Annotated in this window: 19 protein-coding genes; 5 read left to right on the top strand and 14 right to left on the bottom strand. The window is 63.1% G+C overall.

The features are described from left to right. The 5 genes from ACW5DN_RS01700 to ACW5DN_RS01680 are packed head-to-tail and all read right to left on the bottom strand — an operon-like array spanning position 1 to position 6,316. Complete coding sequence (locus ACW5DN_RS01700; RefSeq protein WP_456961035.1) at positions 1–3,558, bottom strand: PilC/PilY family type IV pilus protein; 3,558 nt, start codon at positions 3,556–3,558, stop codon at positions 1–3. Next, entirely contained in the window at positions 3,555–4,097 is a 543-nt protein-coding gene (locus ACW5DN_RS01695) for a pilus assembly PilX family protein (RefSeq protein WP_456961034.1), read from the bottom strand. Before ACW5DN_RS01695 ends, ACW5DN_RS01700 begins: the two co-directional genes overlap by 4 nt. Further along, the gene (locus tag ACW5DN_RS01690; RefSeq protein ID WP_456961033.1) at positions 4,094–5,209 is read right to left on the bottom strand and encodes a PilW family protein; all 1,116 of its coding nucleotides are present in this window, start codon (positions 5,207–5,209) and stop codon (positions 4,094–4,096) included. Before ACW5DN_RS01690 ends, ACW5DN_RS01695 begins: the two co-directional genes overlap by 4 nt. A 1-nt stretch (position 5,210) precedes the next feature. Continuing rightward, the gene (pilV, locus tag ACW5DN_RS01685; protein WP_456961032.1) at positions 5,211–5,687 is read right to left on the bottom strand and encodes a type IV pilus modification protein PilV; all 477 of its coding nucleotides are present in this window, start codon (positions 5,685–5,687) and stop codon (positions 5,211–5,213) included. A gap of 11 nt (positions 5,688–5,698) precedes the next feature. Next, a complete protein-coding gene (locus ACW5DN_RS01680; RefSeq protein ID WP_456961031.1) occupies positions 5,699–6,316 on the bottom strand; it encodes a GspH/FimT family pseudopilin in 618 nt (205 codons plus the stop codon). A gap of 166 nt (positions 6,317–6,482) precedes the next feature. Between ACW5DN_RS01680 and ACW5DN_RS01675 the strand changes: the two genes are divergently transcribed. Next, complete coding sequence (locus tag ACW5DN_RS01675) at positions 6,483–7,505, top strand: sensor histidine kinase (RefSeq protein ID WP_456961030.1); 1,023 nt, start codon at positions 6,483–6,485, stop codon at positions 7,503–7,505. 126 nt (positions 7,506–7,631) lie between these two features. Here ACW5DN_RS01675 and ppnN read toward each other — a convergent pair whose 3' ends face one another. From ppnN to grxD, 5 genes are all read right to left on the bottom strand, one after another. Beyond that, complete coding sequence (gene ppnN, locus ACW5DN_RS01670) at positions 7,632–9,014, bottom strand: nucleotide 5'-monophosphate nucleosidase PpnN (protein WP_456961029.1); 1,383 nt, start codon at positions 9,012–9,014, stop codon at positions 7,632–7,634. 98 nt (positions 9,015–9,112) lie between these two features. Next, on the bottom strand, positions 9,113–12,310 hold the full coding sequence (locus ACW5DN_RS01665; protein WP_456961028.1) for a TonB-dependent receptor: 3,198 nt from the start codon (positions 12,308–12,310) through the stop codon (positions 9,113–9,115). Positions 12,311–12,526: 216 nt separating this feature from the next. Beyond that, a complete protein-coding gene (locus ACW5DN_RS01660) occupies positions 12,527–13,120 on the bottom strand; it encodes a MarC family protein (protein WP_456961027.1) in 594 nt (197 codons plus the stop codon). A 10-nt stretch (positions 13,121–13,130) separates the two neighbouring features. Continuing rightward, positions 13,131–13,886, bottom strand: a complete 756-nt coding sequence (locus ACW5DN_RS01655) for an SDR family NAD(P)-dependent oxidoreductase (RefSeq protein ID WP_456962928.1) — start codon at positions 13,884–13,886, stop codon at positions 13,131–13,133. A gap of 5 nt (positions 13,887–13,891) precedes the next feature. Further along, positions 13,892–14,212, bottom strand: coding sequence for a Grx4 family monothiol glutaredoxin (gene grxD / locus ACW5DN_RS01650; protein WP_456961026.1), 321 nt, complete (start codon positions 14,210–14,212; stop codon positions 13,892–13,894). A 120-nt stretch (positions 14,213–14,332) separates the two neighbouring features. On the opposite strand from grxD, the gene sodB reads away from it, so the two are divergent. Further along, positions 14,333–14,911 carry a superoxide dismutase [Fe] gene (gene sodB, locus ACW5DN_RS01645; RefSeq protein WP_456961025.1) on the top strand — a complete coding sequence of 193 codons (579 nt, stop codon included), beginning with the start codon at positions 14,333–14,335 and terminating at the stop codon, positions 14,909–14,911. A 50-nt stretch (positions 14,912–14,961) separates the two neighbouring features. On the opposite strand, the gene ACW5DN_RS01640 is transcribed toward sodB, so the two are convergent. After that, on the bottom strand, positions 14,962–16,116 hold the full coding sequence (locus tag ACW5DN_RS01640) for a 5-(carboxyamino)imidazole ribonucleotide synthase (protein ID WP_456961024.1): 1,155 nt from the start codon (positions 16,114–16,116) through the stop codon (positions 14,962–14,964). Next, positions 16,113–16,616 carry a 5-(carboxyamino)imidazole ribonucleotide mutase gene (gene purE, locus ACW5DN_RS01635; protein ID WP_456961023.1) on the bottom strand — a complete coding sequence of 168 codons (504 nt, stop codon included), beginning with the start codon at positions 16,614–16,616 and terminating at the stop codon, positions 16,113–16,115. Before purE ends, ACW5DN_RS01640 begins: the two co-directional genes overlap by 4 nt. Before the next feature lie 92 nt (positions 16,617–16,708). Between purE and ACW5DN_RS01630 the strand changes: the two genes are divergently transcribed. Genes ACW5DN_RS01630 through ACW5DN_RS01620 form a run of 3 tightly spaced genes read left to right on the top strand, consistent with a single transcriptional unit; the run spans position 16,709 to position 18,155 of the window. Then, complete coding sequence (locus ACW5DN_RS01630; protein WP_456961022.1) at positions 16,709–16,978, top strand: Trm112 family protein; 270 nt, start codon at positions 16,709–16,711, stop codon at positions 16,976–16,978. After that, on the top strand, positions 16,975–17,841 hold the full coding sequence (gene nadC / locus ACW5DN_RS01625) for a carboxylating nicotinate-nucleotide diphosphorylase (RefSeq protein ID WP_456961021.1): 867 nt from the start codon (positions 16,975–16,977) through the stop codon (positions 17,839–17,841). Before ACW5DN_RS01630 ends, nadC begins: the two co-directional genes overlap by 4 nt. Positions 17,842–17,843: 2 nt before the next feature. Continuing rightward, positions 17,844–18,155 carry a DUF3301 domain-containing protein gene (locus ACW5DN_RS01620; RefSeq protein ID WP_456961020.1) on the top strand — a complete coding sequence of 104 codons (312 nt, stop codon included), beginning with the start codon at positions 17,844–17,846 and terminating at the stop codon, positions 18,153–18,155. On the opposite strand, the gene ACW5DN_RS01615 is transcribed toward ACW5DN_RS01620, so the two are convergent. Continuing rightward, positions 18,148–18,702, bottom strand: coding sequence for a ClpXP protease specificity-enhancing factor (locus tag ACW5DN_RS01615; protein WP_456961019.1), 555 nt, complete (start codon positions 18,700–18,702; stop codon positions 18,148–18,150). The genes ACW5DN_RS01620 and ACW5DN_RS01615 overlap by 8 nt on opposite strands. A 72-nt stretch (positions 18,703–18,774) precedes the next feature. Continuing rightward, positions 18,775–19,410 carry a glutathione S-transferase N-terminal domain-containing protein gene (locus ACW5DN_RS01610; protein ID WP_456961018.1) on the bottom strand — a complete coding sequence of 212 codons (636 nt, stop codon included), beginning with the start codon at positions 19,408–19,410 and terminating at the stop codon, positions 18,775–18,777. Between the last annotated feature and the right edge of the window lie 132 nt (positions 19,411–19,542).

Below are 19,542 nucleotides of genomic sequence, written 5' to 3'. Positions count from 1 at the left end.
TCAGTTCCTGTTAAATAGTTCGCGCCAGCCTAGGCGTCGCGCGCCTGAGGAATCGGGAGGCGTGGGGACGGAGCCGCACTCGCCATCGCTGCCGCAGGCGTAAACATTGTTCCCGACGCCCACACCCTGACCGGGCATGCCAATGCCCAAGTCCACCGAGCCAACGAACCCGTCATCACCGGCGTCATCGCCATCATCGCCATCGCCCCCACCCACTTTGTCGTTTCCTTCACCATCACCATCAATATCTAGGTAGCTGCCGGTACCACCGCCTCCACCAACCTGCGGATTAGTGCCGGTAAACACGTCGATCGCGTTGAGATAGCCGCTGCCACCTGCATCACACCCACTGCCCGCTTGCGGAATGATGCTGGAGAACCACAAGGCCCGGCCGCGCAGGAAGGGACCGGTAACCACACGCTCACCGGCCGTAGGAATACCCAGGTCGACGAACCATCCTTGCGCGTCTTCCGGCAACACCGAGTACGCCTCCCACGACCGGGCTGGACGACCTGTTGAGTCAACCCCGGTCCGTGGTATGGAGCGTTGCTGCAGGGCGGCGCGTCCGGGAATAGCGGTGCCATCATCAACTAGCGCATACATGGTCTGAGTGGACGAAGTGCCCAAGTCGTCGACAGAAATATAACGGCCTGTGCCAAACGAAACGAAGATGCGCTCGCTGACCGGCTCACGCGCGATCGCGACTGCACCGGTGATCGGCTGCGCATTGCCTGATGCGTCCGTAGCGGTGAACAAAAGCCTTCGATTCGAGGCATTGTCCCATTGATTGATGTTACCGGTAATGTCGAACCTCCACACCTGACCCGACATGTCACCTGCATAGATGGTGTCAGCGATCCCATCCAGGTTGGTGTCGGCAGCACGTGGCGCAGCTAATCCACCCCCATCGGCGTCAACCACGATCTTCGCCACTTCGTCACCCGTGTCTGCGTTGTACACAAACAGAGTGGAACTACCGTTGGCGCTCTCGATACCGTTACCCACGAATGCATATGTAACGTCACCGATTCCTTTGCGGACCAACGGAGCACCCAGTACATAGCCCATATCGGGGTCGGTCGTGACAGTCGCGTCCCAGAGGACACCGGTATCGTCGAAGGTCGACGGATTTGTCACGTCCAGCGCGAACACGCCCTTACCACCCCGTCCGAGCGATGCCACGAGGATGTTCCGGTCCCCACCCTGCGCACGAGTACTCACGTCGATACCGCCATCAACGAAAAACCTGTGCTGATACTCCGGGTCGCTGAGCGAAGACAACGCCGTGAAGTTCAGACCTGCGGGAACATATGAGAACTCCACTACACCCGAAGCGCTGTTGATCGCATGGAGCATGCCATCGTTGGCGCCAATGAACAGGGCCGCAGCCTGTTCCGAATAGAAAGGTGAGGAATTGACGATGTCACCGATCGGCGTGGTACGCACGCGCAACTTACTGCTCCCGCCTTCACGCGAACGGTCACCCTTGATGTAATCGGCATTGTGGGCGCCCGTCACCGGTGCCGATCCACCCGTGCGCTCAAGCGCCGTGGTTTGGGCAGTCGTCGGGAATGACGCGCCATCGGAGTCGTCGTTGTCCCACGTGTATACGCCACGCGCGAGGAACGCATCTGCATCGTCCTCGATCTCGTCAACCATGCTCCAGCTGGACGCGCCAATACCCCCGGCAGTTGCCAGAGCGATGCTTTGGACGTCGCCAGACCATTCGCCAGAAGTGAAGGTTGCCTGGAAGATGCGGGAACCTGCATTGAGTTGCGGGCCGTTGGAAGTGACATTGGAGCCCGAGGAGCGCCGCTTTGAGATCGTCGCGAGGGCACCCTTGAGCGCCGCCGCGAACGCGGTCGCGTTGGAGGCCGCAATAAAGCTACCGTGCCCGTTGACTGACGCGTGATAAAGATCGTCGATTCGTCGAGCGTCCTCGACGTTGGTCATCGGATTCGGCCAATCCGTGGGAGGAGGGATCGTTGGAGTCAATGTTCCCTGCAGACCGATGGAAATACCGAAGGTCACCATATGCTGCCAATCAGCGGCGTCCGACGCCGACACCGGCACGTTGTCGTCCATACCGCCGCGCAGGTCGGTGTTGTAATAATGAGCAGCCACGTCGGCCAAGGTAACTTTATGGCCGTCGCCGTCTTCATCTGCGAGTCCGAACGTAGAGTCCCTGCTGTCGTTCCAATAGCCGTCGGTCGTCAGGATCGCGAAGTTCTGCCTGCACGACAACTGACTGGCGCCTCCCTGCGGACCCCACGGCCCGTTGGGGTCGGTGCGCTTGAAGTAATCTCCGACATCGTTCAGTGCTCCGCGCAGAGGCGTCGAACCATCCTGCACCACCTCACCATGAACGTCATCGAACCAAGCCGTCTTGTTGGTTCCCTCTACATCTTCGAACAGCCCGTCATTGATGCCTACCGGGATGATGGCATCGGTACCATCAGAGCTGAGGTCATCCGAACGTCCGTTGATGGGTGTATAGCCGACGCGATAGTTTCTCCCCAGGGTCGCAAAAGCTTCGGAAGCACCGGCCTTTGCTGTCTTCATGCGCGTGCGGTAGTACGAATACCAGGTGGCGATGTTGGTGAGCTCGTCCGCCTGATCCCGACCGGTAGGAGTCGTTTCAACCTCGGACGTGGTGGCCAGGTGTGCATCGAGCATCACATCCGAAAACTGGGCATCGTTGTCTCGATATACCTGAACGGTCCAGGTGCCATCCCGCGGGGCATTTTCCGAACACGACTCGCTTCCATTCCCGTTGCCTGACCTGCACTGCCTGTCGCCCCTTGGGTCGATCAGGTTCAACTCAACGCCTGTGCCGCCACCCGTGGTCGAAACTTCAATCCGGGTGACGTCGGATGTGACGTCGATCGTAAACGTCCGATGGCTGCTGGAATTCATGCTCGAGTTCAGGGGTCCTTTTGGAAATCCGGAGACCTGTCTGCGCGTCGCGGTCATGCTTACGACCTTGCCACTGGAGCTGATCCAGTAACGGTCGAAATCGTCTTCATCCGTCGACGACGTCACCCCATCCTTGGGCACGTAGAAAATCGATTCGTCGTTGCCGCGAAGGTCGCGGGTTCCATTAACAGAACAGTTCCATCCACAGCGCAGGTCGTCGCCGTTCGCTTCATTCCAGGAGGTGAATACTTGAGTGAAGTCGGTTCCGCCGGTCATCCGGTCGCCGTTCGCCGTCAACCAGGCCTCATAGTCGATGCTGGGGTCATAGTAAATCGTGTTATTCAAATAAGAACGATCGTTTGCACTGTCGTTCAATTCTCCCGAGCAGCCGACGCTCGTCCCGAAGTACTGGGGGTCGACGTGGCAGTCGGGCATCGAGACCGAAGCCATCGACCCCGAGTTATCCAGGATGAACATGATGTTTGGCGGAATCGAATCGGTACCAGTCTGCAACGGATAATCGGGAAAGCTCGTCGCGGCGCTGGCGGGAAGCGCCAAGCAGGTCACGAGAAACATTGCGATGGGCGCGCGCAGGTCAAAAGCACGGCGAGTGGATAGTTTGCGGTTCACGTAAGCCTTCATGGCATTGGCACCTCATAGGTGGACTGCAGCAACACTTCCGCACCATTTGGCGTTTCACTGCGCACGGTAATGCGGTAGACCTGCTTGATATCGGTACATGGCGCGGCGGACATATCAATACTGCCCGTGCAGCTCGCACTTTCCGCCTGTCCGTAGTCTTCGACGACGTACTGGGAAGTGATTTGCCCGATCGGTTCGCTTGCCTCGCTGAACTCGCCACCGTCATCCCAGAAGCCAGCCGCCTGCCAAGCGGGGGCGGCACCATTGATGGGCATGGCGCAGACGCCATCATTACAGCCAGCCGCAGGCAGCACAGGCATTGTCGTTGCAACCGCTTCCGCCTCGCGCAGGACTGCCTCAGCCGACTGGAACGCGTGGCTACGCGCATTGACGTTGCCTGCCATCCGCTCCTGCAACAGGGTTCCACGCATCGAGGCCAGCCCGAGCAGAGTCACCACAAGCAACAGCAACAACACGACGATCAGGGCGACACCCCGCTGGCCGTGATTACGGGATTGTGCTGAAAATTGACGGGTCACAGCACGCCCTCCTTATTGCGTAGTGCAACCACGTAGGTCAAATCGCGCGATAGCGCCTGACCATCCGTACCTTCGATGTAATTGCCCTGTAACGCACCCTCGACGCCTGTCACGGTGAGATTCACCTGCACAGCGTTAACTGCGGCCCAGTTGGCGATGGCACCTGCGGCTTGGAACGCGGCCAAGCCGTTGGAGCGATAGCGCAGCTCCATGCCGATGACGCCCTCGGCAATCTCGACGGTCTCGTCCACGGTGGGCACCGCCAAATCGTTTTCGTTGATCAGTGTTGCGCGGTAGAGGGAGCGACCGCCGCCGCCATTGTTGCCGATATACCAACGGAAGCTCTGTACCTGCACCACCGTTGCAGGTGAGCGGGCATGCTTAGCGCACTGGGCGCTGGACGAGGCACCGGCTGGCACCAGGAAACAGTATCCAAAAGCTCCACTCGCACCGGACGCGCAATTTCGCTTGTACTGGAACTCATTACCGCAATTGCCCTCGGTGGGGCCACCGCCACCGTCGTGCTGGATCTTCAAGCCCCCCCCGGCGACTCCAGTCGCCTGAAAGACCATCGCGACGGTGCTGTTGCACACCATCAGGATGTCCCCGTCAGATATGCCGTCCGTAGACGTGACATCCAGCACTGAGCTCGGTGTGGTGTGACTGGTTACACGAATATCACCACTATTCGCCAAATGCAAATCAACGGCATCCGTATCGGCCACCCGTTGCGCGGCCCCCGCGCCACTGGTGGTACCGGGAGCTGCTACACCCGCAGGGTATCCATGCAAACCGTCTGCATACTCGGTCCACCAGGAGTTTTCGCCGGTTACAAGTTGCGAAACAATCGGGATGCCACCCCCACAGGGATTCCCGCCTGCCTCGCGAAGGTCACGCGCCATGATCTCGAATGACACCCGGGTATTTTCCTGAATGCGATTGAGTGTCTCTGTGGACGCGTACACGCGTTTGTTGGCTAGGAAAATGCCTCCTGCTACTGCCGAGACCACCAAGCCGAGCAGCAAAGCAATCATCAACTCAATCAGTGTCACGCCGCGAGCTAGATAGGCGGGGTGTCGTCCGGCACGCCGGATATTCTTGTTAACCGTCATGTCACAGCCTGCTGATGGTTTCTATTTCAAGGGTTTCGAGCGTGTCGGCATCACCGGTTCCACGGCTGTCATCCCAACGCACGCCGACCGTGCACGAGTCGGCGGCGCACTGGATACGGCCGCATGTACCCGGGCCGAGTTCGTTCTGCAGGTTGACCAACCAGCCGTTGAATACAGAGAAATCGGTCGAATCGTCATCGGCCACATCAGGGTCATCCGCCGCGGAGGTGCAACTCCAGCCGACGTTATAGCTACCGCCCATGGCGGCGATACGATTCAGGCGTAACCGATCGAACAGCGAATAGGTCTGCATTACTGCCTGGGATCTGGCAGTCGAGCTATTACTGTTCTTCAGGGTTACTGCCTGGAGCGCCGCCATGCCCAGCATGCCAACTGCCATGATCAATACTGCGATCAGCACTTCAAGCAGACTGGTGCCCGATTGCTTTCGGCGATGAGAAGTCAACGGGTGAATCATGAATTAGGCCCTCAATCCGTTCTAGCACTGCATGCGTCAGTACCATTTCGGGTACTGACGCTGATGCGGCTCACGGCGACGAGAATGTCGCGCGTGTTTTCGGCGGCGTCGAGGTCGGTGGAGCACACAGACAAACCACCTTCCCTTGCTCCTGCTCCACCAACACGGGCAAAACCATCCGCTCCAAACCGTATACGCTGGTTGCTTGCAGTGTTGGTGCTCGGGGTGACGGTAATAGCACTATCCGCAATCGTGAGGTTACGGATGATCTCGTCGGCAGGAGCATCCACCGCGCTGTTTCCATCCTCGTCCGCAAACACGATAAGTCGGCGCCAATCGTCGCCGGCGCAAATGGCGCCATCCGTACTCGGGCACAGCACGACACTCGAATTGCGCCGCACTGCTTCTATCTTCGCAAGCTGCATCGCCCCGACAACCTCGTTGGCGGATGCAGTCAGGCGGTTGGAATCTATCAGTCTGGAAAAGCTGGGGGCAGCCATGGTGACAACCACAGCCAACACGACCAAGGTAATCATCAATTCAATCAAGGTGAATCCAGCGCTGCCCGCACCAAGGTGACCACGCGACGGTAGTTGAGTCGGCTGATGTTGCCGGTCGAGAAACTGCATCGTCCCCTCCCCGGGGAAGCTACGGTTGCCTACATTAGGCAGGTATCCCGACAATCGCCAGCGAGTGCCGATAGGCGGCAGCGATAGCGTCGTGGACGGCTGTTCCGGCTGCCAGATCGCCGTTCAGCAGGCATGATGCAAGCTCCGTTGCCTGCCCTGCCAAACAATGCTCGATACCGACAAAGCCCCTCGCCCACTGGATGCGCTATGGCAGGCACCCGCGATTGTCTGGGTTTTGCTGGCTGGCGAGTGCCTGGCGGTGGTGCTCGCGCTGGCGCCGGGGGTGTCCGGTGACCGATGGATCCAGTTCGGTCTCGCCTCGATGGTGATCCAATGGATCGCGCTGCTGGCCTTGGGCACGTTGTACCTGTTCCGCCGGGTGTTGGAGCGAATACGGCCACAACGCCTGGCTTACATCACGTTGGGCCTGCTATTGGTCAACACTTGGCTGGTCGTGGGCCTTGCTTGGTTGTTTTTCGGTCCCGCCTGGCCAATGGGGGACTACGAATGGGCCGTATTGACCTCGCAGTTGACCGGCATCGTGCTGGCCGTCGGCCTCCTAGGCCTAGCCGCCTTCCAGAACCATTGGCGCGGCCGGCTCCACGCGGTCCGCGCCAAGCAATCCGAGTTGCAGGCCCTGCAAGCGCGCATCCGGCCGCACTTCCTGTTCAACACGCTCAACACCGGCGCGGCACTCGTGCATGAGCGGCCGGAGGAGGCGGAACGCTTGCTGCTGGACCTGGCCGACCTGTTCCGCGCGGCGCTGGCGGGGCCGCGGCAGATATCGCTGGAAGACGAGCTATCGCTGGCGCGGCGGTATCTGGAGATCGAGGCGCTGCGCTTTGGTGATCGCCTGACGATTGGCTGGCACTTGCCGCGCGAGTTGCCGGCGGTGACGGTACCGGCGCTGTCGATCCAGCCGCTGGTGGAGAACGCGATCCGGCACGGGGTGGAGCGGATGGCCAGCGGGGACATTGACGTCAACGTGAGCACCATGCCCGACACGGTTGTGGTGCGGATCAGCAACCCGCTGCCACCGGCGGGCGGGCTGTCGTTTGCCGGTCACCAAGTCGGGTTGAACGCCTCACAGGTTCGGATCGAGGCATTGACCGGCGGCCGCGGCAGCGTGCAGACGCAGGTCGAGGCCGGACGGTTTATCGCCACGGTGCGGTTGCCGGTCGAGGGGTGAGCGTCGAGGTTTTTCGGCGCTTGAATATCAAAGTCCATGGATCCCCGCCTTCGCGGGGATGACGGTCAAAAGGGGGGATGAGGATCAAAAGCCGAATTGCCCAGGCCTGCCTGGGCGGCAGGCAGCTCAGGCGACGACCCGATAACACGGCTTGTAATCCCCGGCAATCTTCATCCGGCGCTGCTCGACGAAGGCGCGCAGCAGGCCGTCCAGCGAAGCCATGATCTCGGGGTCGCCGTTGATCTCGAACGCGCCGTGCTCTTCGATCCGGCGCATGCCGTCTTCCTTGACGTTGCCAGCGACGATGCCGGAGAACGCGCGGCGCAGGTCGGCGGCCAGTTCATGCGGCTTGCGGCCGTGGTGCAGGTCCAGTGCGGCCATTGCTTCGTGGGTCGGGACAAACGGCCGCTGGAACTCCAACGGCACGTTGACCGACCAGTTGAAGAAAAACGAGTCGCGCTTCTCCAGGCGGTGGTCGCGCACCTTGTGCACGCCGTTGGCCATGCGCCGGGCTGTCGCGACCGGGTTGCCGGTGATGATCTCGTAGCGCTTGGTCGCCGCATCGCCCAGGGTCAGGCGAATGAACTTGTCGATCTGCTCGAAGTATGGCGCCGAGGCGGTCGGGCCGCTGAATACCAGCGGGAACGGTACGTCGGCGTTCTCCTCGCGCAGCAGGATGCCCAACAGGTACAGGATCTCCTCGGCGGTGCCGACGCCACCGGGGAACACGATGATGCCGTGGCCGATGCGGATGAAGGCCTCCAGCCGCTTCTCGATGTCCGGCATGATCACCAGGTGGTTGACGATCGGGTTGGGCGACTCGGCGGCGATGATTCCCGGCTCGGTCACGCCGATGTAGCGCATCCGGCGCTTGCGTTGCTTGGCGTGGGCGATGGTGGCGCCCTTCATCGGCCCCTTCATCGCGCCCGGGCCGCAGCCGGTGCAGATGTCGAGGCCGCGCAGGCCCAGGTGGTAGCCGACCTCCTTGGTGTAGAGGTACTCCTCGCGACTGATCGAGTGGCCGCCCCAGCACACCACCAGGTTGGGGTCGGCGGGCAGCAGCACGTGCGCGTTGCGCAGCAGGCCGAATACCGCATCGGTGATACCGCTGCTGCTGTCCAGGTCACGACCGGCATCCACGCCGAGGTCGATCGCGTGATAGGCCAGGTCGCGCACCACGGCGGCCAGCAGTTCGGCGACGCCGCGGATGATCTGGCCGTCGACGAAGGCCATCGCCGGGGCATGTTGCAGGTCGATGCGCACGCCGCGATCCTGCTGGTGGACCTGGATATCGAAGTCCGGGTACAGCTCCTGCGCGGCACGCGGGTCGTCCGAGGCGCTGCCGCTGGTGAGCACGGCCAGCGCACAACGGCGCAACAGGTCATGCATGCCGCCGGCCGACGCATCGGCAAGGCGCGCGACTTCCGCACGCGACAGCAGGTCCAGGCCACCGCGTGGATGGATGCGGGCATTGACAGTCGGCAGGGTCGCGTTGGTGGGGGCGGTCATTGGGTTCCCTTGATTATGGTTCTTATGGTGGACGACTTTAGCGCACACAAAAACGGCCGGGTTGCCCCGGCCGTTGGATTACTGCATTCCGAGTGTGATCAGAACTTGTACTTGAAGCTCAGCATCGCCGACCAGCGCGAGATACCCGGGTTGGAGCGGCCTGCACCGTCCTGGATGTTCTCGTTGTCGGTGGAGCCGCTGAAGTTGTAGATGTACTTGCCGGTGTCCGGATCGATACCGGCGTAATTGGCCACGCGGCGGGTCGCATAGAAGCCGTAGTCCTCGACCACACCCCAGTCCTTGTTGAGCAGGTTGCCGAAGTTCATGATGTCCAGCGCGATCTCGGCCTTGTGGCCCTTGAAGAACGCCGGAATCTCCTGACTGATGCGCACGTCGAAGGTGTTGACCCAGCTGGCCCGGAACTCGTTGGCCGGAGCCACCTGGCCACGGTAACGCTGCAGCTCGGGGGCGCTGGTCGCCATCCAGTCGAAGAACTCCTGCTCCATCTCGGCGCCACCGGTCCACATCACGTCACCCGGGCCCGACGGCACGTAGAACAGGTCGTTGGTCTCGGCACTGTCGCCGTTGACGTCGTTGTAGAAGATGTAGCTGTACGGACGACCCGCGCGGCCTTCATAGAACATGCCGACGCTGGTGGTGTTGTCGCCGAACAGGTCCTTCTGCCAGGTGACCGCACCGGTGAAGCGGTCGCGGATCGCGTAGCGCGAGTTGTAGCCAACCGGCTCGTTGGTGTTGAACACCAGTGAGTTGTTCCAGTTCGAGGAGTTCTGCGAGCTGGTGGCCGGGCTGAACTCGGTGGCGTCGGTGTGGGTATAGCCCACGCTCCAGCCCCAGTTCTCGACCATCGGCTTGGACAGCGAGAGCGTCAGCTGACGCGCCGAGCCCTTGTTGGTGTTGCGGATCACGATCGCCTGGTTGACACCCGGGTCCTTGTTGGCGCGGTCACCGGCGCCATTGAGTCCCGCATCGATGCCGAACCGGCCGGCATTGGCCGGGTCCAGGCCCGCCGCGTTCCAGTAGATCATGCGGCCGTCCTGGCCCTGGTAGGTGGCGCCGCCCACGTCGATGCGGTCAAACCACAGCGCGTCCTTGTTCTTGGTCACCAGCAACTCGGCCGAGCCGACCAGGCCGTACCACGGCAGTTCGTGGTCGATCGCCAGGTTGGCCTTCCAGATCGACGGCAGGGCCAGGCCCGGCGCCATGATGTCGGCGGTGATCAGCGGGGTGCCAATATCGCCACCGACGACCGTCGGCGGCAGGCTCGCGTCGAACCCCGGGGTGGCGTCTCCACGGAAGTCATAGGAGTCGAAGTTCAGGCCGGTGTTCTGGAACGGGCCGGCCAGCCAGACGTTGGGGTTGCCGCCCTGGAACAGGCCCACGCCGCCGCGCAGCTGGGTCGGACGCTCACTGTCGAAGGTGTAGTTGAACCCGAAGCGCGGCTGCACCAGCTTCTTGTCCAGGGTGACGGAGTTATCGTAGCCGTAGATCTCCTGGATGCGCGGGTTGTAGATCGGGCGGTTGCCGAACTCCGGCATGTCCAAGCGCACGCCGAACATCAGGCTCAGGTTGTAATTGACCGCCCAGTCGTCCTGGATGAACACACCGGTGTTCTTGAAGTTGTACGCCGCCGGGATGTCCGCGTAGCTGCCACCCGGACGCGGGGCGCGCACCTGGTAGCGCGAGGGGTTGTTGTTCTCGAAGTCCTCGATGCTGTCGAAGGTATAGACGCCGTTGATGTCGCGACCGTAGTAGTTGAGGACGTCGTTGTCCTCATAGTCGAAACCGAACTTGATGGCGTGGTCGCCGACATACCAGGTACCCGCGCCGAACAGGGTGGTCTGCTCGGTGTCGACCACGTTGGCGTGGCGGTTGCGCTCGGTGCCCAGGTTGATGGTGTTTTCACCGTCATCGATGATGATGCCGGGCAGGTTGGCGTAGTTGGACGCGATCGACGAGTAGTCGCGACGCGAGACCTTGAACTCGGTGGTGAAGTTGTCGCTCCAGTTGCTGAAGACCTCACCGACCACGCTCTCGAAGACCTTGTCCTGGTCGTACCAGTGGCTGCGCAGCGAGATGCCACCGCTGCCGAAACCCGGGATCTGCGGCACCGACTGCTCGAGCTTGCTGTAGCGCAGCGCGGCGCGGTGATCGTCGTTGATGTTCCAGTCCAGCTTGAGCGCGTATTCCTCGATATCGGTCTCGGCGCTGGCCGGCGGGGTCATGCCACCGGCGTCAAAGCCGTAGCCCTGGGCCGCAGCCTGCACGCGGGCGATGTCGGCGTCGGTGATCTCGCCACGGCCATACGGGGTACCCACCAGGCTGACGCCCGGGGCGGTACGGGTGAACTGCTCGTAGTTGGCGAAGAAGAACAACTTGTCCTTGATCAGCGGGCCACCCAGGGTGAAGCCGTAGGTCTCTTCCTTGTCGAAGCCCTGGAACTCCTCGCCCGCCAGGTCTTCGCGAACCCAGTCACCGTCACGCATGGCGAAGTAGGCGGAACCGTGGAACTCGTTGGTGCCGGACTTGGTGACCGCGTTGACGATCGCGCCGGTGCCGCCGGCGATGGTGGTGTCGTAGTTGGCCAGGTCGATGTTGATTTCTTCGATCGCATCCATCGAGACCGGCTGCCGCATGGTCGGCATGTTGTTGGCTTCAAGGCCGAACGGATCGCTGCTGTTGACGCCGTCGATCCGGATCACGTTGAAGCGCGAGTTCTGGCCGCCGGCCGAGATCGCGCCGTCACCCTTGTCGGTCTGCGCAATGCGCGGATCCAGGCGAATGTAGTCCTGGATGTTGCGACTGGCTGACGGCAACGAATCGATCTGCTCTTGGGTAACGTTGGTGCCGGTGCCCATCTTGGTGGCGCTGAATATCTCCGAGCCAACTCCGGTGGCAACCGCCTGCACCGTCGTCAGCGTGGTGACATCGTTGTCGAGTTGCACATTAACGGTGCCCACCTGGTTCAGGGCCAGGTACACGTCGTCCTCCGAAGAGGACCCCGCACCCGCCTTGTTGATGGTGACGGTGTACGGCCCACCCACGCGCAGGCCTCGCGCGGTATAGCGCCCGCTGGCGTCGGTGGTGACGCGACTGACCGTGCCCGATTCGTCATGCACGATGGTGACCTCCGCGCCGGCAACCGGCTGGCCGTCGGCACCAGACACCTGACCACCAAGACCGGCGGAAGTGCTCTGTGCGAATGCGGGAGCAGAAGCAAGGACTACGAGCAGTCCCAGGGTGAGCTTGGACAACCGGATGCGGCTGGGGTGGTTCATGACGAAGGGCCTCGAGGCGGTGGGTAACTGGACGTAACCATCGGTGGGGCGACGGCAGGGCTTTCTTGGGTGTTGACGCAAAAAAACTGGTGGTTGCCAGTTAACGTCATATTAACATGGCGACATACTAGAGCGGATGTTTTACAGAATTATGACCGTCTCCCCCACGGTCGCTGGATCATATACCCGCCCTGCGGACCCCCGGCAAGGCGTTGGTCAGGACGCGACCGCCAGGTATCCGACCAGCCCATCAAGGAACATCTGTACCGAGATCGCGACCAGCAACATGCCCATCAAGCGCTCCACTGCGCTGAGCACGCGCGAACCGAGCCACTTGTACAGATAGGTCGCCGAGAACAGGATCGCCGCGGTCAAGCCCCAGGCGATCAGCAGCGCCAGGCTCCACTCACCCAGGCGGTCGGGCTCGTTGCTGCCCATCAGCAGTACCGCGGCCATGCCGGACGGGCCGGCGATCAGTGGGATGGCCAGCGGCACGATGAAGGGCTCACCGTCAGGCAACGCGCCCATCAGCCCCTCCGGCGGCGGGAAGATCATCCGGATGCCGATCAGGAACAAGACGATACCGCCGGCGATCGCGACCGAGTCCTGGCGCAGGTGCATCACTTCCAGCGCGTACTTGCCGCCCCACAGGAACAGCATGAGCACGACCAGGGCGATCAACAGTTCGCGCGCCAACACGAAGCGTTGCCGCTCCGGTGGCAGCGTGCGCAACAGGCTCAGGAAGATCGGGATATTGCCCAACGGATCCAGGATCAGGAACAGCAGCAGCGCAGCGGAGGCGATAGTCATGCGGCGACGCTCACGGCTTGGGTGCCCAGACCTGGCCGCGATGGATCGCGCCGGCGCTCGACAGCAGGGTCACGCAGGATTGCGCATAGGCCTGGGGATCATCGGCCAGGTGCATGGTTTCCTCGACATAGGCCTTGGCCCGCAGCGGCGTACGCATCGGCCCGGGTTGCAGCCCGCTGACGCGTACCGGCGAGTTGGCCAGTTCCGCATGCAGCATGCCGACCAGGCTGGCAAGGCCATGCTGGGCGATTCCATAACCGCCCCAGAACGCCTTGCCGACCCTGGCCAGGTCGTCGATGGCGAACACCAGCGCCGCATCTTCGGCTTTTTCCAGCAATGGCAGGCACGCCTGGCTGAGCCACCACGGTGCGGTCAGGTTGACGTGGATCGCGCGCGCGAACGCGGCCGGATCGGTATGCAGCAACGGAGTCAATCCGGAAAAGTCGGCGGCACAATGCAACACGCCGTCGAGGCGTCCAAGCTCGGCGCCGATGCGCGTGGCCATCTCGGCGTAATCATCCGGCGATGCGCCTACAAGATCCAACGGATACAGCAATGCAGCGGCGCCGTCGGCAACGATCGCATCATGGACCCGGTTCAACCCGGGCAGCTTGCGGCCCAGCAGCACCACGGTCGCGCCCGCGCGCGCGCAAGCCTTGGCCGCAACACTGCCCAAACCACCATGGGCACCGGTGACCAGAATCACGCGGTCGCGCAAGTCCGACGTGGCGGCAGCAGCCGTGCCCGGATCAGGAGTGCCTACCACCGAGTTCACTGGGCCTGGGTCTCGCTGATCATCCGCGCCAGCTCCCCCGACTCCTGCAGCTCGACAGTGATGTCGCAGCCGCCGATCAGCTCACCATGGATAAACAGCTGCGGGAAGGTCGGCCAGTTGGAATAACGCGGCAGGTTGGCGCGGACCTCCGGGTCCTCCAGCACGTTGAAGGTATGCAGCCGGGTAGCGCCGGCGGCGTGCAACGCCTGCACCGCGCGACTGGAGAAGCCGCACATCGGGAACTCCGCCGTGCCCTTCATGAACAACACGACCGGGTGGCTCTCGACCTGGGCCTGGATCCGCTCGATCACCGACATTGGCGCGCTCCTGGGTTGGCTTGCCGTGACCATTGACGGCCACGCAACATGGGGTGGGGATAGAATGGAGATTGTAATCTTTTGCTGTTCCCCAGAGTTACCTTCATCAGGAGCCCGCCAATGGCCATCGAACTGCCTCCCCTGCCCTACGACAAGAACGCGCTTGAGCCGCACATCTCGGCAGAGACGCTGGACTACCACTACGGCAAGCATCACAAGGCGTACGTCGACAACCTCAACAAGATGATCGAGGGCACCGAGTTCGCCGACATGCCGCTGGAAGACATCATCCGCAAGTCTCAGGGCGGCATGTTCAACAACGCCGCGCAGGTCTGGAACCACACCTTCTACTGGAACTGCCTGTCACCCAACGGCGGCGGCGAGCCGACCGGCAAGGTGCTGGACGCCATCAACAAGGCATTTGGTGATTTCGCCAAGTTCAAGCAGCAGTTCAGCGACACCGCGATCAAGACTTTCGGTTCCGGCTGGGGCTGGCTGGTACAGCGCGCCGATGGTTCGCTGGCACTGGTCAGCACCGCCAACGCCAACACCCCGCTGACCGGCAGCGACACCGCGTTGCTGACCTGCGACGTGTGGGAGCACGCCTACTACATCGACTACCGCAATGCGCGGCCGAAGTACGTGGAGTCGTTCTGGAACCTGGTCAACTGGGAGTTCGTTGCTTCGAACATGAAGTAACCGGACGGTTGATGCGCAACACGAGCGGCCGGGGCGACCCGGCCGTTTTTTTATTTTTGCAGATCTCCCTGCAACCTGGCGATTACCGGTGAGACTTGAGCCTCGCGCCCCAGCGCTGCGCCGACCCTCTCCAATGCGTTGACCAGCTCGTCGGTGGAGTCGGCCCGCAAGGTGGCATGGCCAACCTTGCGCCCGTCCCGCGCGGACTTGCCGTAGTCATGCCAATGACCCGACGGCTCGGCCAGTATAGGGTTGGCCTCGGGCATCGCGCCGATCCAGTTGAGCATGCAGGCGTGACCGAGCATCCGCGTGGAACCCAACGGTCGGCCGAGCACTGCACGCAGGTGGTTCTCGAACTGGCTCGTCTCCGCACCCTCAATGGTCCAGTGCCCGGAGTTGTGCACCCGCGGCGCGAGCTCGTTCGCCAGCAGTTCACCGTCCCGGCAGAACAGCTCCAGCGCCAGCACGCCGACATAGTCCAGCGCATCGGCCAGCTTGCGTGCATAGGCAAACGCACGCTCGGCCAGCGCATCGTCGACGCTCGCCGGTGCCAGGCTGGCCGACAGCACACCGTCGACGTGCCAGTTTTCGGTCAGCGGCCAGGTGCGGAACTCGCCATCACGTCCGCGCACGGCGACCACGCTCAACTCACGCTGGAAGTGGACAAAGCCTTCCAGGATCAGGCCGACCTTCGCCGCCTGCGCGCCCAGTGCCGTCCAGGCCGCGTCGGCGTCGCCCGCGGTCTTGATCCGGAACTGGCCCTTGCCGTCATAGCCCAGACGCCGGGTTTTCAGGATGCACGGCAGCCCGACGCTGGCGATCGCCTGGTCGAGCTGTCCGCGGGTATCGACCACGGCGAAGTCGGGCACCGGGATGCCGAGCTCGCGGAACAGGGTCTTCTCGGCCAGCCGATCCTGGGCGGTACCCAGCGCGCGCGGGTTGGGGAATACCGGAACCCGATCGACCAGCCATTTGGCCGACTCGGCCGGCACGTTCTCGAAATCAAACGTAGCTACGTCGATGCGGGACGCAAACTCGCCCAATGCCTCCTGGTCCACGTAATCGCCCACCACCATCGGCGCGAACTGGCCGGCGCAGGCATCGGCAGCGGTGTCCATGACCAGGAAACGCAACCCCAGCGGAGCACCCGCCAAGGCCATCATCCGGGCCAGCTGGCCACCACCGAGAATGCCGACCGTGCTCATCGACGTGGGTCGTCGTTGCGGGCGACGTCGTTGGTTTGCCGTTCCCGGAACTGGGCCAATGCCTCGCCGACCGCCGGATACTCGACCGCCAGCATGGCCGCCGCGAACAGTGCCGCATTGGCCGCGCCCGCATCACCAATGGCGAAAGTGGCCACCGGGACACCGGCGGGCATCTGCACGATCGACAGCAGCGAGTCCATGCCGTTGAGCGCCTTGCTCTGCACCGGCACGCCCAGCACCGGCACCGTGGTCTTGGACGCCAGCATGCCCGGCAGGTGCGCCGCGCCGCCGGCACCAGCGATGATGGCGCGCAGGCCGCGACCGGCCGCACTGGCGGCATAGTCGAACAGCGCATCGGGCGTGCGGTGCGCGGAAACCACTCGCACCTCGTGGGCAACACCCAGCGCTTCCAGTCGTGCGACGGCGTGCTGCATCGTCTCCCAGTCGGAGCGCGAACCCATCACGATGCCGACCAGCGGCCTCGGTGCGGTGTCTGTCATGGTTGGACCCTGCGGCAAAACGGTATTCTACCGGGCATGCACGCAAGCGCCATGCGTGTGAACATCCCGAATGAACTGGAGACTCCCACCCCATGGACCGCAAGTTGCTCGATCTGCTCGTCTGCCCGATCACCCGCCAGCCATTGGCCATGCTCGAGGGACGTGGGTTGCAAGTACTGAATGACGCGATCGCCGGCACCACGGTATCCCGGGACGACGGCAGCCCCCAGGTTGAGCCGCTGCGCGAGGCCCTGGTGACCGCTGACCGCAAACGCGTCTACCGGGTCGACGACGGCATTCCGGTGTTGCTGGGCGACGAGGCGATCATGACCGCGCAGGTCGATGGATTTCCGTCGGCATGACGGCCGACTTCCACCCGCCCCAGCGTGCGGTTGACGCCGACGTCGCCAATGCGTTGGCCGAAGACCTTGGTAGCGGCGACGTCACTGCCGCGCTACTACCCGATACCGCCGACACTGCCTACCTGCTGTGCAAGGAGGACGCCGTGGTGTGCGGGCGGCCGTGGTTCGATACCTGCCACCGCGCGCTGGACCCGCAGGTCCGGATCGACTGGAAGGTAAACGAAGGCGACCACGTGACCGCCGGCACCGTATTGGCAACACTGGACGGCCGTGCCCGCGCGCTGGTCAGCGCCGAGCGCACGTCATTGAATTTCATGCAGACCCTGTCGGCGACCGCCACCACCACCGCGAGCTACGTCGCGGCGGTAAGCGGCACCCGGGCAAAGATCCTCGACACCCGCAAGACCATCCCCGGTTTGCGCCAGGCGCAGAAGTACGCCGTGCGCGTCGGCGGCGGCACCAACCACCGCATGGGCCTGTTCGACGCGGTGATGCTGAAGGAGAACCACGTGCGCGCGTCCGGCTCGCTGACCGCGGCGATCAATGCGGCGCGCTCAGCACAACCGTCGTTGCCGCTGATCGTCGAAGTCGAGACCCTGGCCGAACTGCGCGAGGCGCTGGAGGTCGGCTGCGACCGCATCCTGATCGACAACTTCGATGCTCCCACCCGGCGCGAGGCCGTCCGGATCAACGCAGCGCACGCGCGCCGGGTGCCGTTGGAAGTCTCCGGCGGTGTCGACCTGCCCGGACTTCGCGCCATCGCCGAGGACGGCGTCGACTGCATCTCCATCGGCGGGCTGACCAAGCATGTGCAGGCGATCGACCTGTCGCTCAAGCTCGGCTCGCCGCCCGCGACGGGCTGACCATGCCGACCCTGCTGATCATCATGCTGGTCGCCGGCGCCGGCTTCGCGTTCTGGAGCGCAGGACGTGGCGCGGCCGAGCGCGCCGAAGAGGTGGGGCGCGACGCCTGCAATGCAGCGGGGGTCCAGTGGCTGGACCAGAGCGTGCATGCCATTGGTCTACGACTGTGCCGTGGCCATGATGGTTGGCTGGGATGGGAACGTACGTTCCGCTTCGACTATTCCCGCGACGGGGAGGATCGACACGTCGGCCGGCTGGTATTGCGCGGCAACCGTCTGGTGTCGTTTATCGGACCGGTCAGCCCGCCTACTTGACCACCCTCAGGTGTCCGCCACGGCGCGGCCCGGGACCGTCCGAACCATCATCGGGACCATCATCACGATCGCCATCGGCAGGCGATGCTGCGGCCGGGTCGCTGGGCACCGCACTCAGGGACGGGCGAGCGGACTCGGCAGCGCCATCATCGGTGCCGGGCCGGGCAGCACTGGCCGAGTCGATACCGGCACCATCCGCAGCGCCCGCCTCCACACCGACATCATCGGGCAAGGCCATGCCGTGCCCGGTCTCACGTGCGTAGATCGCCAGCACCGCACCCACCGGCACCGAAATTGACTGGCTGACACCGCCAAAACGGGCGCTGAAACGAATGGATTCGTTGCTCATTTCCAGCGCGGACACGGCGCGGTCGGCGATATTGAGCACGATCCGGCCGTCGCTTACTGCGCTGGCCGGCACCCGGACACCCGGCGCTTTGGCATCGACCAGCAAGTGCGGCGTCATGCCGTTGTCGGCGATCCATTCGTACAGTGCCCGCAGCAAGTAGGGGCGATGACTGGTCATCGGGAGGCTTTGTTCACTCATGTGGGCAGTTTAAGCCAACCGGCCCGGCCAGGGCACCCGGATCGATGCCCATTTCCGGAGCGATTTCCCGGATCAGCCCGGCAGCTCGTTCAGCCGCCGCTCTTGCTCGGTCAGGCTGCGTGCAAAGCCCGGGTTACGGAAAATCCGGCTACCGTAATCCTCGATGGACTTGCCGTCCCTCGGCAACGCCACGCCCAGTGACGGCAGCCGCCAGATGATCGGCGCCATCGCGCAATCGGCCAGGCTCATCTCGGCATTGAGGAAAAACTTGAACGCCTTGAACAAGGGCACCGACGCAACCAGAAGCTCTTTCAGCCGCTTGCGGCCGGCATCGGCCTGGGTCTTGGTGCCCAGCTGGATCGCTTGCACCTGTGGCACCCAGTCGATTTCCAGGCGCAACGTGGCCAGGCGCAATCGGGCCCGTGACAGCGGGTCCACGGGCATCAACGGCGGGTGCGGATAACGCTCATCGAGGTACTCGCTGACCACGCTTGCCGCGTAGAGCACCAGGTCGCGTTCCACCAGCGTCGGCACGGAATGGTACGGGTTGAGATCGATCAGGTCTTCCGGTGGATCCTGGGGGTCGACCGGAATCAAATCGTACGTGACACCCTTGGCTGCCAGCACCAGCCTTACCCGGTGGCACAACACGCAATCGTTCGCGGAAAACAGGGTAAGGGCATTACGCATACGTGGGCTCGCCGCCATTGTCGACCTCTCCAGCATCCGGAATCCGCCGGATACAAGACGCTGCCCACCCAGCGCGGGCAGTCGTCACGGCCTCGAGCAACGCACCCCCACAGCCAGCAACAATCGCCGGCTGCTCATGGACAGGTGCGT

It is taken from the genome of Lysobacter sp. A289 (genome assembly GCF_054072675.1).
The sequence above is the reverse complement of the archived record's forward strand: the minus strand, read 5'-3'. Positions and strand labels throughout refer to the sequence as shown.

Excerpts from the sequence above, each read along its gene's own strand:
- ACW5DN_RS01700 (WP_456961035.1), bottom strand. The coding sequence starts at position 3,558 with ATGAAGGCTTACGTGAACCGCAAACTATCCACTCGCCGTGCTTTTGAC.
- ACW5DN_RS01690 (WP_456961033.1), bottom strand. The coding sequence starts at position 5,209 with ATGACGGTTAACAAGAATATCCGGCGTGCCGGACGACACCCCGCCTAT.
- pilV (WP_456961032.1), bottom strand. The coding sequence starts at position 5,687 with ATGATTCACCCGTTGACTTCTCATCGCCGAAAGCAATCGGGCACCAGT.
- ACW5DN_RS01680 (WP_456961031.1), bottom strand. The coding sequence starts at position 6,316 with ATGCAGTTTCTCGACCGGCAACATCAGCCGACTCAACTACCGTCGCGT.
- ACW5DN_RS01675 (WP_456961030.1), top strand. The coding sequence starts at position 6,483 with ATGCTCGATACCGACAAAGCCCCTCGCCCACTGGATGCGCTATGGCAG.
- ppnN (WP_456961029.1), bottom strand. The coding sequence starts at position 9,014 with ATGACCGCCCCCACCAACGCGACCCTGCCGACTGTCAATGCCCGCATC.
- ACW5DN_RS01665 (WP_456961028.1), bottom strand. The coding sequence starts at position 12,310 with ATGAACCACCCCAGCCGCATCCGGTTGTCCAAGCTCACCCTGGGACTG.
- ACW5DN_RS01660 (WP_456961027.1), bottom strand. The coding sequence starts at position 13,120 with ATGACTATCGCCTCCGCTGCGCTGCTGCTGTTCCTGATCCTGGATCCG.
- grxD (WP_456961026.1), bottom strand. The coding sequence starts at position 14,212 with ATGTCGGTGATCGAGCGGATCCAGGCCCAGGTCGAGAGCCACCCGGTC.
- sodB (WP_456961025.1), top strand. The coding sequence starts at position 14,333 with ATGGCCATCGAACTGCCTCCCCTGCCCTACGACAAGAACGCGCTTGAG.
- ACW5DN_RS01640 (WP_456961024.1), bottom strand. The coding sequence starts at position 16,116 with ATGAGCACGGTCGGCATTCTCGGTGGTGGCCAGCTGGCCCGGATGATG.
- purE (WP_456961023.1), bottom strand. The coding sequence starts at position 16,616 with ATGACAGACACCGCACCGAGGCCGCTGGTCGGCATCGTGATGGGTTCG.
- ACW5DN_RS01630 (WP_456961022.1), top strand. The coding sequence starts at position 16,709 with ATGGACCGCAAGTTGCTCGATCTGCTCGTCTGCCCGATCACCCGCCAG.
- nadC (WP_456961021.1), top strand. The coding sequence starts at position 16,975 with ATGACGGCCGACTTCCACCCGCCCCAGCGTGCGGTTGACGCCGACGTC.
- ACW5DN_RS01620 (WP_456961020.1), top strand. The coding sequence starts at position 17,844 with ATGCCGACCCTGCTGATCATCATGCTGGTCGCCGGCGCCGGCTTCGCG.
- ACW5DN_RS01615 (WP_456961019.1), bottom strand. The coding sequence starts at position 18,702 with ATGAGTGAACAAAGCCTCCCGATGACCAGTCATCGCCCCTACTTGCTG.
- ACW5DN_RS01610 (WP_456961018.1), bottom strand. The coding sequence starts at position 19,410 with ATGGCGGCGAGCCCACGTATGCGTAATGCCCTTACCCTGTTTTCCGCG.